Annotated in this window: 15 protein-coding genes and 1 pseudogene; 10 read left to right on the top strand and 6 right to left on the bottom strand. The window is 72.2% G+C overall.

What is annotated here, in order from left to right; genetic code table 11:
* Positions 1-8: 8 nt before the first annotated feature.
* Positions 9-1,148, bottom strand: a complete 1,140-nt coding sequence (locus KAK03_RS06400) for an HD-GYP domain-containing protein (protein WP_210852540.1) — start codon at positions 1,146-1,148, stop codon at positions 9-11.
* Positions 1,149-1,260: 112 nt separating this feature from the next.
* Between KAK03_RS06400 and ubiA the strand changes: the two genes are divergently transcribed.
* Entirely contained in the window at positions 1,261-2,154 is an 894-nt protein-coding gene (gene ubiA, locus KAK03_RS06395; protein WP_210852539.1) for a 4-hydroxybenzoate octaprenyltransferase, read from the top strand.
* A 30-nt stretch (positions 2,155-2,184) separates the two neighbouring features.
* Complete coding sequence (locus tag KAK03_RS06390; RefSeq protein ID WP_210852536.1) at positions 2,185-2,655, top strand: glutaredoxin family protein; 471 nt, start codon at positions 2,185-2,187, stop codon at positions 2,653-2,655.
* 18 nt (positions 2,656-2,673) lie between these two features.
* Here the strand turns inward: KAK03_RS06390 and proC are convergent, their stop codons facing one another.
* Positions 2,674-3,504 (bottom strand): pyrroline-5-carboxylate reductase, encoded by an 831-nt coding sequence (proC, locus tag KAK03_RS06385; RefSeq protein WP_210852534.1) that lies wholly within the window; start codon positions 3,502-3,504, stop codon positions 2,674-2,676.
* Positions 3,505-3,728: 224 nt separating this feature from the next.
* Here proC and KAK03_RS06380 point away from each other — a divergent pair, with 224 nt between their 5' ends.
* Both KAK03_RS06380 and KAK03_RS06375 read left to right on the top strand, forming a co-directional pair.
* A complete protein-coding gene (locus KAK03_RS06380) occupies positions 3,729-5,003 on the top strand; it encodes a Glu/Leu/Phe/Val family dehydrogenase (protein WP_210852532.1) in 1,275 nt (424 codons plus the stop codon).
* Between the two features lie 59 nt (positions 5,004-5,062).
* Complete coding sequence (locus KAK03_RS06375) at positions 5,063-6,031, top strand: Bug family tripartite tricarboxylate transporter substrate binding protein (RefSeq protein WP_210852531.1); 969 nt, start codon at positions 5,063-5,065, stop codon at positions 6,029-6,031.
* Here KAK03_RS06375 and KAK03_RS06370 read toward each other — a convergent pair whose 3' ends face one another.
* Positions 6,032-7,690, bottom strand: a complete 1,659-nt coding sequence (locus KAK03_RS06370) for an MBL fold metallo-hydrolase (RefSeq protein ID WP_210852529.1) — start codon at positions 7,688-7,690, stop codon at positions 6,032-6,034. It abuts the gene before it with no gap.
* Positions 7,691-7,734: 44 nt separating this feature from the next.
* Between KAK03_RS06370 and KAK03_RS06365 the strand changes: the two genes are divergently transcribed.
* Positions 7,735-8,073 carry a 2Fe-2S iron-sulfur cluster-binding protein gene (locus KAK03_RS06365; RefSeq protein ID WP_210852526.1) on the top strand — a complete coding sequence of 113 codons (339 nt, stop codon included), beginning with the start codon at positions 7,735-7,737 and terminating at the stop codon, positions 8,071-8,073.
* Here KAK03_RS06365 and KAK03_RS06360 read toward each other — a convergent pair.
* A complete protein-coding gene (locus KAK03_RS06360; protein ID WP_210852525.1) occupies positions 8,022-8,852 on the bottom strand; it encodes an HDOD domain-containing protein in 831 nt (276 codons plus the stop codon). The two genes, KAK03_RS06365 and KAK03_RS06360, sit on opposite strands and share 52 nt — an antisense overlap.
* 128 nt (positions 8,853-8,980) lie before the next feature.
* On the opposite strand from KAK03_RS06360, the gene KAK03_RS06355 reads away from it, so the two are divergent.
* The gene (locus KAK03_RS06355) at positions 8,981-10,684 is read left to right on the top strand and encodes an ExeA family protein (RefSeq protein WP_210852523.1); all 1,704 of its coding nucleotides are present in this window, start codon (positions 8,981-8,983) and stop codon (positions 10,682-10,684) included.
* Between the two features lie 17 nt (positions 10,685-10,701).
* Positions 10,702-11,439 (top strand): general secretion pathway protein GspB, encoded by a 738-nt coding sequence (locus KAK03_RS06350; RefSeq protein WP_210852521.1) that lies wholly within the window; start codon positions 10,702-10,704, stop codon positions 11,437-11,439.
* A gap of 383 nt (positions 11,440-11,822) precedes the next feature.
* Here KAK03_RS06350 and metW read toward each other — a convergent pair whose 3' ends face one another.
* Positions 11,823-12,407 carry a methionine biosynthesis protein MetW gene (metW, locus tag KAK03_RS06345; RefSeq protein WP_210852519.1) on the bottom strand — a complete coding sequence of 195 codons (585 nt, stop codon included), beginning with the start codon at positions 12,405-12,407 and terminating at the stop codon, positions 11,823-11,825.
* 1 nt (position 12,408) lies between these two features.
* On the bottom strand, positions 12,409-13,545 hold the full coding sequence (gene metX, locus KAK03_RS06340; protein ID WP_210852517.1) for a homoserine O-succinyltransferase MetX: 1,137 nt from the start codon (positions 13,543-13,545) through the stop codon (positions 12,409-12,411).
* Positions 13,546-13,759: 214 nt separating this feature from the next.
* Between metX and KAK03_RS06335 the strand changes: the two genes are divergently transcribed.
* From KAK03_RS06335 to KAK03_RS06325, 3 genes and pseudogenes are all read left to right on the top strand, one after another.
* A complete protein-coding gene (locus KAK03_RS06335) occupies positions 13,760-14,707 on the top strand; it encodes an HlyD family secretion protein (RefSeq protein WP_210852515.1) in 948 nt (315 codons plus the stop codon).
* Positions 14,704-15,408: pseudogene (locus KAK03_RS06330) on the top strand (ABC transporter ATP-binding protein); the annotation flags it as partial. The gene KAK03_RS06335 and the pseudogene KAK03_RS06330, both read left to right, overlap by 4 nt.
* A 65-nt stretch (positions 15,409-15,473) precedes the next feature.
* Positions 15,474-16,610 carry an ABC transporter permease gene (locus KAK03_RS06325; protein ID WP_210852513.1) on the top strand — a complete coding sequence of 379 codons (1,137 nt, stop codon included), beginning with the start codon at positions 15,474-15,476 and terminating at the stop codon, positions 16,608-16,610.
* Positions 16,611-16,617: the final 7 nt, after the last annotated feature.

Genomic DNA, 16,617 nt, shown 5'->3' with positions numbered 1-16,617 from the left:
GGGGCTCGTCAGTGCTCCACGGTTTCCTCGAAGCGCGCGATGATCGCCCGCACCTCGTCCATGCCATGGCGCAGCGCCGCCACGCACTCGGCATCAACCTTTCCGGCGCGGGCCATGGACTCCAGCGTCTTCATCGAGTCCTCGACGGCGAACGGCGGTTTGTAGACGCGCCGGCTGGTCAGCGCGTCGAAGACATCGGCCACGGTGACGATGCGCGCTTCGATGGGGATGTCGTCGCCGCGCAGGCCTTGCGGGTAGCCGCTGCCGTCCAGGTATTCGTGGTGGTGGGCCACCAGGCGGCGCAGGATGTCGATGCCGCTGATGCCGCCCAGGCGGAAGTCGATGATCAGGCGCTCGATCATCTCGCAGCCCAGCGTGACGTGGCGCTGCATCTGCTGGCGCTCTTCGGGGGTGTACAGGCCGGGCTTGAGCAGCAGGGCGTCGGGCACGCCGATCTTGCCGATGTCGTGCAGCGGCGCGAACAGGAACAGCTGTTCGATGAACTCGTCGCTCAGCTGGCGCGGACCGCTCAGGCTGCGCGCGATCAGGCGCACGTAGCGCGACATGCGGTCGAGGTGGGTGCCGGTTTCCACGTCGCGCAGGTGGGCGAAGTCGCGCGCCACGCGCATCGAGCCCACCAGCGCCTGCACCGCGATCACCTCGTGGCTGATCATCAGCGCCACCAGCTGGGTGTAGACCTCCAGCCGGTCCACCACCTCGGGCGTGAAGGCCTCGGGCTGCAGCGAGTCGTAGAACAGGAAGCCTTCGAAGGTGTCGCCGTCGAAGATCGGCACGGTGTAGGACGATCGGTAGCCCTGCTCGCGCAGCCAGTGGCTGTGGGCCGTGTCGGTGGCCGGCAGCAGGTCCAGGCGGTCCACCACCCGGGCGCGACGTTCACGGGCCAGCGCGCCCAGGCTGGGGCTGTCCGACAGGCGGTACTGGTAGGCCCGCAGCGGCTCGCCGTGCGCGGTGCTGTTGACGAAGGTCTTGAGCAGGTCCTCGGCCGGGTCGTAGAGCGCACAGGCCATGCGGTCGATGGCTGGCGCCACCCGACGCAGTTGACCGTGCAGCGCGCCGATGCGCTCGCTCAGTGACTGGGTCTGGGCCGGGGGGAGGACCCACGCGGGGGCGTTGGATGCTTGGGTCATGGAGGGTACGCTGGGGTACTGCATTCAGCGTGGCCGCAAGGTTAACGAGGGCAGGCCCGCCGGGCAAGCGGGGCGCGGGATCGACCTGTCGCGCAGCGGTGACAATTCCCGCATGTCTGCTCCCCGTTCGCGCCTGGCGCTCTACCTTGACCTGATCCGCTGGAACCGGCCGGCCGGCTGGCTGCTGCTGCTGTGGCCCACGCTCAGCGCGCTGTGGATCGCCGCCGACGGCTTCCCCGGCTGGCACCTGCTGGTCGTGTTCACCGCCGGCACCATCCTGATGCGCAGCGCCGGCTGCTGCATCAATGACGTGGCCGATCGCGAGTTCGACCGCCACGTCAAGCGCACCGCGGCGCGGCCGGTGACCAGCGGCGAGCTGCCGGTGAAGGAGGCGCTGGGCCTGGGCGCGGTGCTGGCGCTGGCGGCCTTCGGCCTGGTGCTGACCACCAATGCGCCGACCATCCTGCTGTCCTTCCCGGCACTGGCGATCGCGCTCGTCTATCCCTATGCCAAGCGGGTGGTGGCGATGCCACAGGCGGTGCTGGGCGTGGCTTTCAGCTTCGGCATCCCGATGGCCTTCTCGGCGGTGCTGGGCGGCGCCGAGTGGAGCCTGTCGGCGGTGGGCGCGGCCGTGCCCTGGCAGGCCTGGGCGCTGCTGCTGGCCAACCTGTTCTGGGTGCTGGCCTATGACACCGAATATGCAATGGTCGATCGCGACGACGACCTGCGCATCGGCATCCGCACCTCGGCCATCACGCTGGGTCGCTTCGACGTGGCCGGGGTGATGGCCTTCTACGCCATCCACCTGGTCGCCTGGGGGGCGCTGAGCCATTCGCTGGGGCTGGACCGGCTGTCCTGGCTGGGCCTGGTGGCCGCGGGCTTGCAGGCCGGCTGGCACTACACGATGATCCGCACCAGAAGCCGCGAGGGCTGCTTCCGTGCCTTCCGGGTCAACCACTGGCTCGGCTTTGCCGTTTTCATGGGCACGGTGCTGGCCACTGCCTGAGCACCCCGACAACCCACCCAGGAGGAGCCCATGTCCATCAACCGCCGCCACTGGACCCTGGCCCTGCTGCTCGGCAGTCTGGCCGGTGCTGCCCGCGCCGAATCGCTGGAACAGCGCTTCCGCGGCTTCCTGGACAAGCTGCGCAGCCAGGGCCGCCAGCTGATCGAAAGCCGTCTGCCGGGCCTGAACGAGGCGCGCACCCCCACCATCACCCGCCGCACCGACAACCTGCCGCTGGGGCAGGGCGAGCTGGCCGTTTTCGTGGCGCCGGGCTGCCGCCTCTGCAACGACGCGATGGCCCAGTTGCGCAAGCTGAAGGTGCAGTTCGACGTGCTGGACCTGGGCAAGAGCGCCACCGCGCGGCAGTCGCACGCGCTGCTGGGCTCGCCCGACCTGCCAGTGATCCTGATGCCCACGCAGATGCTGGTGGGCTACACCGCCGCCAAGCTCAACGAGGCGCTGGCGCTGGACCAGCAGACACTGTCCCAGGTGCCGATCTGACCGCGCGCGCCGGCGCGGTCAGGCGCGGCCGAACTCGTCGCCCAGCTCCGCCGCGCGCCGCGCCGCCGCGTGCACTGCGGCCACCACCGTGGCCTTCATGCCGGCGGCCTCCATCGTGCTGATCGCCGCGTGCGTGGTGCCGCCCTTGCTGGTCACCCGCTGGCGCAGCACCTCGGGGCTGTCCACCGATTGCGCCGACAGCGCCGCCGCCCCGGCAGCGGTGCCCTCGGCCAGCTGGCGGGCCTGGGCCGGGCTCAGGCCCAGCTCGGTGCCGGCCTGCACCATGGCCTCGATCAGGTAGAAGAAGTAGGCCGGGCCCGAGCCCGACAGCGCGGTCACCGCGTCCAGGTCGCGCTCGGCGTCCACCCACAGCAGGCGGCCGGTCGGGGCCAGCAGGGCCTCGGCGCGCTGGCGCTGTGCGCTGCTGACCGCGGCACTGGCATGCAGGCCGGTCATGCCCTGGCCGATCAGCGCCGGCGTGTTGGGCATGCAGCGCACCACCTGCGCGCTGCCGCTGGCGCGGGCGATGGCCTCGCTGCGGATACCGGCCATCACGCTGATCTGCAAGGCGCCGCCGATGTGCGCGGCGCAGGGCGCGGCGGCTTCGGCGAAGAGCTGCGGCTTGACCGCCCAGACCACCGTGTCCACGCCCTGCAGCGCCGCACCAGCGGCGTCCAGCACCGTCAGTCCGAACTGCTCACGCAGCCGGGCCGCCTGCTCGGCCCAGGGTTCCACCACGATGAAGGCATCGGCCGGCGCACCCGCGCGCAGCAGGCCGCCCAGCACCGCGCTGGCCATGTTGCCGCCACCGATGAAGGCGGTGCGTCCCAGGGAAGTTGAAGCATTCATGGCGCGCAGTGTAGGCGCGGCCTGGGGCCGGCGCGCGCATGCCAAGGTCTGGCGCTGGTCATGCATGGCCTGCATGCATGAACGGCCGGAACAGCAACTATGCAAAAGTTGCATGAGGCTCGGTGACAAATTCGGCGCCACCCCGCCTACAGTCCGCCCCCATGCCGAACGGGCCGGCTCACAAGGCCGGTGACGGCTGATCCAACATCCCTGGAGACACACCGATGACCGAACCCCTGTCCTACGTCCACCCGACCCCCGACAGCCCCTGGGGCACCTACCTGATGCAGGTCGACCGCGTGGCGCCCTACCTGGGCCACCTCTCGCGCTGGATCGACACCTTGAAGCGCCCCAAGCGCGCGCTGATCGTCGACATCCCGATCGAACTGGACGACGGCACCATCGCCCACTACGAGGGCTACCGCGTGCAGCACAACCTCAGCCGCGGCCCGGGCAAGGGGGGGGTGCGCTACCACCCGGACGTGACGCTGGAAGAGGTGATGGCGCTGTCGGCCTGGATGAGCATCAAGAACGCCGCGGTCAACCTGCCCTACGGCGGTGCCAAGGGCGGCATCCGCATCGATCCCAAGAAGCTCTCGCTGAAGGAGCTCGAGCGCGTGACCCGCCGCTACACCAGCGAGATCGGCATCATCATCGGCCCGCAGCAGGACATCCCGGCGCCGGACGTCAACACCAACGCCCAGATCATGGCGTGGATGATGGACACCTACTCGATGAACACCGGCGCCACCGCCACCGGCGTGGTCACCGGCAAGCCGATCCACCTGGGCGGCTCGCTGGGCCGCGTCAAGGCCACCGGCCGCGGCGTGTTCGTCACAGGCCGCGAGGCGGCCCGGCGCATCAACCTCGACCTGCAGGGTGCCCGCGTGGCGGTGCAGGGCTTCGGCAATGTGGGCTCGGCCGCGGCCGAGCTGTTCGGCCAGGCCGGCGCCAAGATCGTGGCGGCGCAGGACCACACCGGCACCATCTACAACGGCAACGGCTTTGACCTGGCCGAGCTGATGCCGCACGTCAAGGCCACCGGCGGCGTGGGCGGCTTCAAGGGCGCCGAGGTGATAGGCAACGAGGAGTTCTGGGATGTCGACTGCGACATCCTGATCCCCGCCGCGCTGGAAGGCCAGATCACCGCCGACCGCGCCCGCCGCGTGAAGGCCAAGATGGTGCTCGAGGGCGCCAACGGCCCCACCGTGCCCAGCGCCGACGACATCCTGGCCGACCGCGGCATCCTGGTGGTGCCCGACGTGATCTGCAACGCCGGTGGCGTGACGGTCTCGTACTTCGAGTGGGTGCAGGACTTCTCCAGCTTCTTCTGGACCGAGGACGAGATCAACGTGCGCCTGGACAAGATCATGGTGGGCGCGCTCAAGCGCATCTGGGAGGTGGCCGACCAGCACCGCATCACGCTGCGCACCGCCACCTTCACGGTCTCCTGCGAGCGCATCCTGCAGGCCCGCGTCGAGCGCGGTCTCTATCCCTGATCGCCTGGCGGCACACCGCTACCATGGGGGCCTTCCAAGGCCCCTTTTTCATGCCCATGATGCTGCGCCGCACCCTGCTTGCCCTGGCCGCCACACTCGTCAGCGTCCCGCTGGCCCAGGCCCAGTCCGCCTGGCCCACCAAGCCGGTGCGCATCGTCGTGCCGGCGCCGGCCGGCTCCTCGCTGGACATCATCGCCCGGCTGCTGGGCGACAAGCTCAAGGACCGCTGGGGCCAGGCCGTGGTGGTCGAGAACAAGCCCGGCGCCGGCGGCATGCTGGGCACCGACGTGGCGGCCAAGGCGGCGCCCGACGGCCACACGATCGCGCTGTCCTTCAACGGCCCGATCGCCTTCGCGCCCTACCTGTACGCCAAGGTGCCCTACGACGCCGCCAAGGACCTGGTGCCGGTGGTGATGACCACCTCGCAGCCCAATGTGCTGGCGGTGGGCGCGCATGTGCCGGTGAAGACGCTGGCCGAGTTCATCGCCTGGGCCAAGGCGAAGAACGGCGCGATGAACTACTCGTCGCTGGGCAACGGCAGCTCGGCCCACCTGACGATGGAGCTGTTCCTGGCCGAGATCGGCGCCAAGGCCCAGCACATCCCCTTCAACGGCTCGCCGCCGGCCGCGCTGGCGGTGGCCCAGGGCGAGGCCGACGCCTGCTTCATGGTGGCCCCGGCGCTGATGGCCCATGTGCGCAACAACAAGGCCCGGCTGCTGGCGGTCAGCAGCACCCAGCACCCCGACAGTCTGAAGGACCTGCCGACGCTGGCCTCGGCCGGCCTGAAGAATGTGGAGAGCCTGGCCTGGAACGGCCTGTTCGTCGCCGCCGGCACGCCCGAGGCGGTGGTGGCGAAGATCAATGCCGATGTCAACGCCACGCTGGCTGATCCGGCGGTCAAGAGCGCCCTGGATGCCCAGGGCCTGACGCCGGTGGGCGGCAGCGCCGCCGCCTTCCGCCAGGTGGTGGCGTCCGACAGCGCGCGCTGGGGCGCGGTGATCCGCCAACTGGGCCTGAAGCTGGACTGATCAGCCCAGGCGCAGCTGCCCGGCGTCCTCGCGCACCCGCCCCTCGGCCAGCAGCTTGCCCAGGTGGGCGCGCAGCGAGCGCAGCGCCAGCGCGTGGCGCGCGCTGGGCACATCGCCATACACCGTGGGCACCAGCGCCTCGTCGCTGCAGGGGCCCAGCGTGCGCAGCGCGTCCAGCACCTTGGCCTCGCGCGCCAGGCGGTGGGCGATGAGCTTGCGCAGCTCGTCGTGCGGGCGCGCCATCAGGAAGCCGTGGCCGGGGGCGAACCAGTCCAGATCGATGGCCAGCAGCTTCTCCAGCGCGCCCAGGTAGGCGGCCATGTCGCCGTCGGGCGGGTTGATGACCACGGTGGAGCCCTGCATCACGTGGTCGCCGGTGAACAGCAGCTTCTCCTCCTCGAGCAGCCAGCAGACATGGTTGGCGGCGTGGCCGGGCGTGTGCACCGCACGCAGCGTGCAGCCCTCGCCCAGCACCAGCCGCTCGCCGTCGGCCGGCGCGTGGTCGGGCGCGAACACCGTGTCCTGCCACTCGGGGTGTACCGCCGCCAGGCCCACCAGCGGGGCGCCGGTCAGGGCGTGCAGGCGCTGCGCGGCGGGCGAATGGTCCTTGTGGGTGTGGGTGACGATGATGCGGGTGATCGGCCGGCCGGCGGCGGCCTGCAGCACGGCCTGCAGGTGGGCCTCGGTGTCGGCATCATCGGGGCCGGGGTCGAGCACCGCCAGCGGCCCGCCGGGTGCGCCGATCAGGTAGGTGTTGGTGCCCGGGCCGGTCATCACCGAGCCGTTGCCGCAGGTCACGCGCATCACGCGCTCGGACAGCGCCACCGCGCGCAGCGGCGGCAGCTCGAACCAGATGTCGCCGCGGCCCTGCGGGTCCAGCCGGCCGATCTCGGCGTAGGCCCACTCATCCGGCAGCACCGGGCGCACGCCCTGGGCGTTGCAGCCCAGACGCGGCATGTGGCGTGGCGGGTTCACCCGTGCGGCGGCCTCGTCCAGGATGGCCTGCACGCTGGTGAATCGACCCAGGTCCTGCAGCGTGCGGCGGGTGACCGGCAGCAGCTTCAGGCGGCGCTCCTTGTCCAGCGCCTGCGCCGGCGTCAGCCAGGCGATCTCCAGCGCCTCGCCCTTGTCGGCCTGCGGCTGCTGGCCGTCGGGCAGGCGCGCCACATAGAAGCGGGTGTCAAAGCGCTTGGCAATGCCCGGCGGCGTCAGCCAGTGGCTGTGATAGACCAGGGCCGAGGTGGCCAGGCGCAGGTCGTGGCGCTGGCACAGGGCGACGAAATCCTCGCCGCTTTGCATCGCGTGGCGCTCGGCCACGGCCGCCGGCAGCGAACCGTGGGCGAACAGCAGGCCCACCTCCTCGAAGCACTCGCGCACCGCGGCCACCGCGTAGTCCAGCGCGCCGCGGGCCAGGCCCAGGCGGGTGCTGTGGGCGGCGTCGTCCTCGCCGTCGCAGCGCTCGTGCAGCAGGCCGTCGGTGGCATCCAGCACGCCGCCGGGGAAGACCCAGACGCCGCTGCGGATGTCGCCGTCGCGCTCGGCACGGCGCAGCATCAGCACCTCGGGACCGCTGTCGCCGTCGCGCAGCACCACCACGCTGGCGGCCAGGCGGGCGCCGGCCAGGTCGGGGTCGTTCGGGTTCAGCGGGGTCGGGGGCATGGCGGCAGGGCGTCGGGGCGAAGCCGCCAGTCTACGATTGCGGCATGACGCCCCCACTGCCGTGTCTGCGCATCGAGCCCCTGGGCCGGGAACTGCCCGTGGCGCCACGGCAGTCGCTGCTGGAGGCGGCGCAGGCCGCGGGCCTGTGGCTGCCGCGCTCCTGCCGCAACGGCACCTGCCGCGCCTGCCTGTGCCGGCTGCGTGCCGGGGCGGTGAGCTACCGCGTGGAATGGCCCGGCCTGAGCGCCGAGGAACGCGCCGAGGGCTGGGTGCTGCCCTGCGTGGCCGAGCCGCTGGGCGATGTGGTGATCGAGCAGGCGGCCGCGCGCGATCAGCGCATCAGCGCCAGCTCCTCGTCGGGCGACGCGGCCTCGGCCAGCTGAGCGATCAGCCACTCGGGCTTGATGCGCAGCCGCGCCAGCAGCTCGGTCAGTGCCGGGCTCAGCGCGGCCTCGGGCGCGAGGCCCAACTCGACGGCGTCGGCCAGGGCTTCGGCCAGGTGCAGCACCGTGCCCAGGCCGGTGTAGGGCTGGGCCTGCAGCGGCGTGGCGCTGGCCTGGAAGGCGGCCACCAGGGTGTCGGGGAACTGCCAGCGGCGGGCCAGCTCGGCGGTGACGTCGGCGTGGCTGCACTGCCAGCGCGCCTGTTCGGCGGCAAAGCGGCCGCCGGGCGTGGCCAGCGACTGCTCCACCTCGGCCACGCCGGCCTTGTCGATCTGCGCCATCAGCAACTGGCCGGTGCGCAGCATCAGGCCGCCCAGGTAGGCGGTGTCGGCGTCCAGCAGCGCGCCGCGGCTGAGCAGCACGGCATGCTGGGCGCTGGTCATCGCGTGGCGCCAGAAACGGTCGGGGTCCAGGCCCGCGGCGCGCGGAAAGGCGCCGCTCAGGCTGGTGGCCAGCGAGAGGTTGCGCAGCATCGTCATGCCCAGTGACGCGGCGGCCTCGCGCAGGCTGCTGACGCTGCGCAGCGGGCTGTAGCGCGCCGAGTTGGCCAGGCGCAGCACCTTGGCCGACAGGGCAGGGTCCTGGCCGATCAGCTCGGCCAGCTCGCCCAGGCCGACGCGGTCGTCGTTGAAGCTCTTCACCAGCTGCGCGGCCACGCCCGGCATGTTGGGCAGCACCAGGTTGAACGGGAAGAAGCGGCGGGCGGCTTGAGCGGACATGGGCGGGCCTGGGCGGGGTGGGCGGATCAGGGGCAGTCTAGGTAAGCTGCGCCCGACCGATGCCCGGAAATGTCAGGCCGGGGCGGCGTTCATCGGCGGCTGGGCGGGGGCGGGGTATCCTCCCGGCCATGTATGAGAGCTTCTTCGGGCTCAGGCAGGCGCCGTTCACGATCGCCCCCGATCCGCGCTACCTGTTCCTCAGCGAACGCCACCGCGAGGCCCTGGCCCACCTGCTCTATGGCCTGGAGGGCGGCGGCGGCTTCGTGCTGCTGTCCGGCGAGATCGGCGCCGGCAAGACCACGCTGTGCCGGGCCTTCCTGGAGCAGGTGCCAGCGCACACCCACGTGGCCTATGTGTTCAACCCCAAGCTCGACGCGGTGGAGCTGCTGCAGACCATCTGCGGCGAGTTCGGCGTGCCGGTGCCGGCCGGACCGGGCCACGAGGCGCCGACGATCAAGGACCACATCGACGCGCTGAACGCCTTCCTGCTGCGCGTGCATGCCGAGGGTGGCCACAGCGTGCTGATCATCGACGAGGCCCAGAACCTCTCGGCCGACGTGCTGGAACAGCTGCGCCTGCTGACCAACCTGGAGACCGCCGAGCGCAAGCTGCTGCAGATCATCCTGATCGGCCAGCCCGAGTTGCGCGGCATGGTGGCGCGGCCCGAGCTGGAGCAGCTGGCGCAACGGGTGATCGCGCGCTACCACCTGGGCTCGCTGGACGAGGCCGACACCGCGCGCTACCTGGCGCACCGGCTGTCGGTGGCCGGGCTGCAGGGCGAGCTGCCCTTCGACGTGCGCGCCGTGCAGCGCCTGCATGCGCTCAGCGGCGGCGTGCCGCGCAAGATCAACCTGCTGGCCGACCGCGCGCTGCTGGGCGCCTACGCGGCCGGCCGGGCCAAGGTCGATGCGCTGCTGGTCGAGCGCGCCGGGCGCGAGGTGTTCGACAGCGCCGCACCCGCTGCACCCGACAGCGCCAGCCGCCGGCGACGCTCGCGCCGCCGCTCACGCAGCGAGTGGGCGGTGTGGGGCCTGGCGGTCGGCGTGGCCGTGCTGCTGGGCGGCAGCGTCGGCTGGTGGCTGGGCCACCAGGGCGACGCACCGCGCGCCGCTGCGCTGGCGGGCAGTGCGCCGGTGGCTGCTGCGGCCCCGTTGGCGCGGGCGTCGGCCCCGGTGGCCGCGGTACCGGTGGCGGTGTCACCGGCGGCCTCCATCGCCGACGCCAGCCCCGAGGCCTTTGCCCTGCCCGACGAGCGCAGCGCCTGGCGCCAGCTGGCCGCCGCCTGGAACGTGCAACTGGGCGAGGCTGACCCCTGCGCCGACCTGCAGCGCAACACGCGCCTGCTGTGCCTGCGCGCCAACCTGCCCTGGAACCAGGTGCGCCCGCTGGACCGCCCGGGCTGGCTGCTGTGGCGCGACCCCCAGGGCCAGGAGCGGCCGCTGCTGCTGGTCGGCCTGGACGAGCGCGTGGCACTGCTGTCGCGCGACGGCCGGCTGCAGGCCGTGCCGCTGGAGCGCCTGGCGCGCGATTGGCGCGGCGTCTTCGCCACGCTGTGGCGGCCGCCGGATGGCTACAGCGGCGCGCTCACCGCCGGCCGCTCGGGCCCGGCGGTGGACGCGCTGGCGCAGGGCCTGGCGCGCTGGGCCGGCCAGCCGCTGCCGGAGCCCGGCGCCACGCTGGATGCCGCGCTGCTGGCGCGCCTGCAGGCCTTCCAGCGCGCCCAGGGCCTGGTCGACGACGGTGTCGCCGGCCCGGCCACCTTCATGCTGCTGAACCGGGTCACCGGCGTGGCCGAACCCCGGCTGCGGCGCCCCGATGCCGCGCCACGCTGAGCCACGAGGAGCCTCCGATGTCCATCATCCTCGATGCCCTCCGCCGCGCCGACGCCGAGCGCGAACGCAGCCGCGGCGCCGTGCCCGGCCTGCACGACCAGGTCGATCTGCCCACCCCGGTGAGCGCCGCGGTGGACGAGCCTGCCGCGGCAGGCGAACGCCGCCCGCCCTGGGTGCTGATCGCGGTGCTCAGCGTGCTGCTGCTGACCGCCGTGGCCTGGTGGCTGCGCACCAGCCAGCGCCCCCCGGCCCCGGCGCCGGGGGCCGCCACCGAGCCGCCGCCGGTCACGCTGGCGCAGGGCGCTACCGCGCCTGTGCCCTCGACGGCGCCGGTCGCACCCACGGTGGCGGTGACCCCGCCGCCTGCCGCGCCCACCACCGCCCCCGCCCCCGCGCCCACCACTGCGCCCGTGCCGGCGTTGCCCTCGCCGGTGCTGAGCGCAGCGCCCGCGGCCAAGCCGCCCGAGCCCCGCGCGGGCGCCGGCCTGAAGATGTCCGAGGAATCGGCGCCGCCCCCACCCAGCCGGCCGGTGCTGCGCTACCAGGACCTGCCCGGCGCCACCCGCGCCGAGTTGCCCACGCTGAAGCTGGGCGGCGCCATGGTCTCCGACAGCCCCGGCGGCAGCGTGCTGGTCATCAACGACCAGCTGATGCGCGAGGGCGACAGCGTGGTGCCCGGCCTGCTGCTCGAGCGCATCGGTCCCCGCAGCGCCCGGCTGCGCTGGAAGGACCAGCGCTTCGAGATGCCGTATTGAAGCCCCCGGCCTCCGGAGTACCGGAGGCCACCCCCCGAGGGGGTGCGCTGGCCGCTTCGGAACGGCCGTGCGCTGGCCAGCGCCGAGGATGGAGCCCCCGGACTCCGGAGTACCAGAGGCCACCCCCCGAGGGGGTGCGCTGGCCGCTTCGGAGCGGCCGTGCGCTGGCCAGCGCCGAGGATGGAGCCCCCGGCCTCCGGAGTACCAGAGGCCACCCCCCGAGGGGGGTGCGCTGGCCGCTTCGGAGCGGCCGTGCGCTGGCCAGCGCGAAGGATGGAGCCCCCGTCCTGCGGGTTACCGCAGGCCACCCCCCGAGGGGGTGCGCTGGCCGCTTCGGAGCGGCCGTGCGCTGGCCAGCGCCCGCGTCAGCAGGTCGATCGTGATCAGCGCTCGAACTTGAAGACCGCCACGCTGGCCATCAGGTTCGGCCACTGGCGCACCACCTCGCCCGATTGCAGGCCGAAGCTGTCCAGGATGTCCAGGCCGTTCTTGCGCGCCAGCACCTCGAAGTCGGCGTAGGTGCCCACGCGGATGTTGGGCGTGTCGTACCACTCGTAGGGCAGGGCCTTGGTGACCGGCATGCGGCCGCGCAGCACGGCCAGGCGGTTGGGCCAGTGGGCGAAATTGGGGAAGCTGACAATGCCCATGCGGCCCACGCGCGCGGTCTCGCGCAGCATGTGCTCGGCATTGCGCAGGTGCTGCAGGGTTTCCAGCTGCAGCACCACATCGAAGCTGCGGTCCTCGAACAGCTGCAGGCCTTCTTCCAGGTTCAGCTGGATGACGTTGACGCCGCGCTGGGCGCAGGCCAGCAGGTTGGCGTCGTCCAGCTCCACGCCGTAGCCGCTGCAGCCGCGGTGCTGCTGCAGGTAGGCCAGCAGCTCGCCGGTGCCGCAGCCCAGGTCCAGCACACGGCTGCCCTCGGGCACCAGTTGCGCGATGACCTGCAGGTTCTTGTGCTCCGTGCTCATCTCAGAAGCCTCCTTCGGTCGCGATCCGCGCGAAGTAGGCGCGCATCACGCCGTGGTAGCGCGGGTCTTCCAGCAGGAAGGCGTCGTGGCCGTGCGGGGCGGCGATCTCGGCATAGCTGGCGGCTATGCGGTTGTCCACCAGCGCCTTGACGATCTCGCGCGAGCGCGCCGCCGAGAAGCGCCAGTCGGTGGTGAAGCTCACCACCAGGAACCTGTTCTGCCGCGCCGCGGCAAAGGCCTTGCTCAGGTTGCCGCCATGCGCGGCCGCCGGGTCGAAGTAGTCCAGCGCGCGGGTGATCAGCAGGTAGGTGTTGGCGTCGAAGTACTCGCTGAACTTCTCGCCCTGGTGGCGCAGGTAGCTCTCGATCTGGAACTCGATGTCCTGGGTGCTGTAGCCCAGCTCGGCGCTGCGCAGCGCGCGGCCGAACTTCTCCTCCATCGAGTCGTCGCTGAGGTAGGTGATGTGGCCGATCATGCGCGCCACGCGCAGGCCGCGCTTGGGCACCACGCCGTGCTCGTAGAAGTGGCCGCTGTGGAAATCGGGGTCGGTGACGATGGCCCGGCGCGCCACCTCGTTGAAGGCGATGTTCTGCGCGCTCAGGTTGGGCGCGGTGGCCACCGCCACGCAGTGGCGCAGGCGTTCGGGGTAGCGCAGCGTCCAGGCCAGGGCCTGCATGCCGCCCAGGCTGCCGCCCAGCACCGCGGCCAGCTGGGTGATGCCCAGGCGCTCGATCAGCAGCGCCTGCGCGTCCACCCAGTCCTCCACCGTCACCACCGGGAAGTCGGCGCCGTAGGGCTTGCCGGTGTCGGGGTTCAGGTGCATCGGGCCGGTCGAGCCGAAGCACGAGCCCGGGTTGTTGACGCCGATGACGAAGAAGCGGTCGGTGTCCAGCGGCTTGCCGGGGCCCACCAGGTTGTCCCACCAGCCCTCGCTGCGCGGCGTGTCGGCGTACTCGCCGGCCACGTGGTGCGAGGCGTTGAGTGCATGGCACACCAGCACCGCATTGCTCTTGTCGGCGTTGAGCGTGCCGTAGGTCTCGTAGACCAGCGTGTAGTCGCGCAGCGTGGCGCCGCTGCGCAGCGGCAGCGCATCGGCAAAGTGCATGCGCTGCGGCGAAACGTATCCGACGGAAGCCATGGCTTCGGTCCCCCAGAAAACAACAAACCCGGTGCCGCTTCAGAAACGGACACCGGGTGCGCCGGGGTCCCTCTTTAGCAGCATTTGTAGAGCGCCCGCAATCCGGAACAAATCGGCGCTGATGCCCGGAGTCTAGCAGCCTTCGGCTTGATCGGCGGGGTGGCCGCGGGCGCGGGCCTGGGCCATCATCAGCGTCTGGTCTGAGGAGCACATGATGAGGATCGCCACAGCGATGTGTGCGTTGGCCGCCGCCCTGGTCGCCTGCAGCGAACGCCCCGCCAGCGGCTGGGCCGGCTATGTCGAGGGCGAGTACGTGCATGTGGCCGCGCCAGTGGCCGGCACGCTGCAGGCGCTGGATGTGCAGGCCGGCCAGAACGTGGCCGCCGGCGCGCCGCTGTTCCGCCTGGACGCCCAGCCCGCCGCCGATGCCGCCGCCGAAGCCGAGGCCCGCCGCCGCGCCGCCCAGGCCCAGGCCGCCAACACCACCAGCGGCCGCCGCGCTGACGAGATCGCCGTCACCCAGGCCCAGCTGGCGCAGGCGCGCAGCGCCGCCGAGCGCGCCGCCGCCGAGTGGCAGCGCCAGCAGGCGCTGCAGCGCGAGGGCTTTGTCTCGCCGCAGCGGGTGGACGACGCCCGCGCCGCAGAGCGCCAGGCGCGCGATCGGGTGGCCGAGTTGGAAGCCGCGCTGCGCGTGGCGCGGCTGCCGGCGCGGGGCGAGGAACAGGCGGCTGCGCGCGCCAGTGCCGACGCCGCGTCCGCCGCGCTGGCCCAGGTGCGCTGGCGCGAGGGCCAGGCGGCGCAGCGCGCACCGGTGGCCGGCCTGGTGGCCGAGACCTACTACCGCGCCGGCGAGTACGTGGCCGCCGGCCAGCCGGTGCTGTCGCTGCTGGCGCCCAGCGCCCGCGTGGCGCGCTTCTGGGTGGCCGAGACCGAGCGCGGCGCACTGGCCCCGGGCCAGGCGGTGCAGTTGCGCTGTGACGGCTGTGGCGCGGCCATCGCCGCCTCCATCAGCCGCATCGCCACCGCGCCGGAATACACGCCACCGGTCATCTACTCCAACGGCCAGCGCCAGCGCCTGGTGTTCATGGTCGAGGCGCGCGCCACCAGCGCATCCGATGCCGCACGCCTGCCGCCGGGCCAGCCGATCGAGGTGACGCGGTGAGCGACACCGCCGCAGCGCCGGCGATCGACAGCCGTGCCGGGCTGGCGATCGACGTGCGCGGCCTGGTCAAGCGCTACGGCGGCCGCGCGGTGGTGGACCACGTCTCGCTGCGCCTGGCGCGCGGCCGCGTGTGCGGCTTCCTGGGCCCCAATGGCAGCGGCAAGACCACCACCATCCGCATGCTCTGCGGCCTGCTCACGCCCGATGAAGGCGAGGGCAGCTGCCTGGGCCTGGACATGCGCCGCGAGGCTGCCGCGATCAAGCGCCAGGTGGGCTACATGACGCAGCGCTTCGGCCTGTACGACGACCTGTCGATCCGCGAGAACCTGGACTTCGTCGCCCGCCTGTTCGAGCTGCCACAGCGCCGCGTGCAGGTGGACGCGGCGCTGGAGCGGCTGGGCCTGGTCAGCCGCCAGCAGCAGCTGGCCGGCACGCTCTCGGGCGGCTGGAAGCAGCGCCTGGCGCTGGCCGCCGCGCTGCTGCACCGCCCGCGCCTGCTGCTGCTCGACGAGCCCACCGCCGGCGTCGACCCCAAGGCGCGGCGCGAGTTCTGGGACGAGATCCACCGCCTGGCGCATGAGGGCATGACAGTGCTGGTCAGCACCCACTACATGGACGAGGCCGCGCGCTGCGACGAGCTGGTCTACATCGCCTACGGCCAGGTGCTGGCCCAGGGTAGTGCGGCCGAGGTGCTGGCCACCGCGGGCGCCACCGACCTGGAAGACGCCTTCGTGCGCCTGGTGGCGCGGGCCAAGGACAACTTCGCATGAGCACCGGCTTCAGCCTGGCCCGGCTGTGGGCGGTGTTCCTGAAGGAGCTGCAGCAGATGCTGCGCGACAAGCCCACCTTCGCGATGGCGGTGGGCATCCCGGTGCTGCAGCTGGTGCTGTTCGGCTACGCGATCAACACCGACCCCAAGGGCCTGCCCACCGCGGTGGTCTGCCAGGACCGCGGGCCGCTGGGCCGCAGCCTGCTGGCCTCGCTGCAGCACACCGGCTACTTCAAGCTGGTGGCCTCGCCGCTGTCCGAGGCCGAGGGCAGCGCGCTGATCGCCGACGGCCGCGCGCAGTTCCTGGTGGTGGTGCCGCCGGACTTCACCCGCGCCGTGGTGCGCGGCGAGCGCCCCGCCGTGCTGGTGGACGTGGACGCCACCGATCCGTCCGCCGCCGCCAACGCCATCGCCGCGCTGGGCGCGCTGGCGCCCGATGTGCTGCGCCGCGAACTGCAGGGCGCGCTGGCCGTGCGCGCCGGTGGACCACCGCCCTTCGAGCTGCGCGTGCACCGCCGCTACAACCCCGAGGGCCTGTCGCGCGTGAACATCGTGCCGGGCCTGGTGGGCACCATCCTGACGATGACCATGGTCATGCTCACCGCGCTGGCCATGACCCGCGAGCGCGAGCGCGGCACGATGGAGAACCTGCTGGCCACGCCGGTGACGCCGCTGGAGGTGATGCTGGGCAAGATCCTGCCCTATGTGGCCATCGGCTATGTGCAGCTGGGCGTGATCCTGCTGGCCGCGCGGCTGCTGTTTGCGGTGCCGATGGAGGGCAGCCTGGCGCTGCTGCTGGCGCTGATCGGCGTGTTCATGCTGGCCAACCTGGCGGTGGGTTTCACCTTCAGCACGCTGGCGAAGAACCAGCTGCAGGCACTGCAGCTGACCTTTTTCTTCTTCCTGCCGTCGATGCTGCTGTCGGGCTTCATGTTCCCCTTCCGCGGCATGCCGGACTGGGCCCAGGTGATCGGCGAGGTGCTGCCGCTGACGCACTTCCTGCGCATCGTGCGCGGCGTGCTGCTCAAGGGCAGCGGCTTTGCGCCGCTGTGGCCCGAGCTGTGGCCGATGCTGCTGTTCGCCGGCGTGGCCGGCGCGGTGGCACTGGCGCGCTACCGGCGCACGCTGGACTGATCGGCCA

The sequence above is a fragment of the Ideonella alba genome (assembly GCF_018069845.1).
GTDB classification, from domain to species: Bacteria; Pseudomonadota; Gammaproteobacteria; order Burkholderiales; family Burkholderiaceae_C; genus Ideonella; species Ideonella alba.
This window is presented reverse-complemented; position numbering and strand designations above follow the sequence as displayed.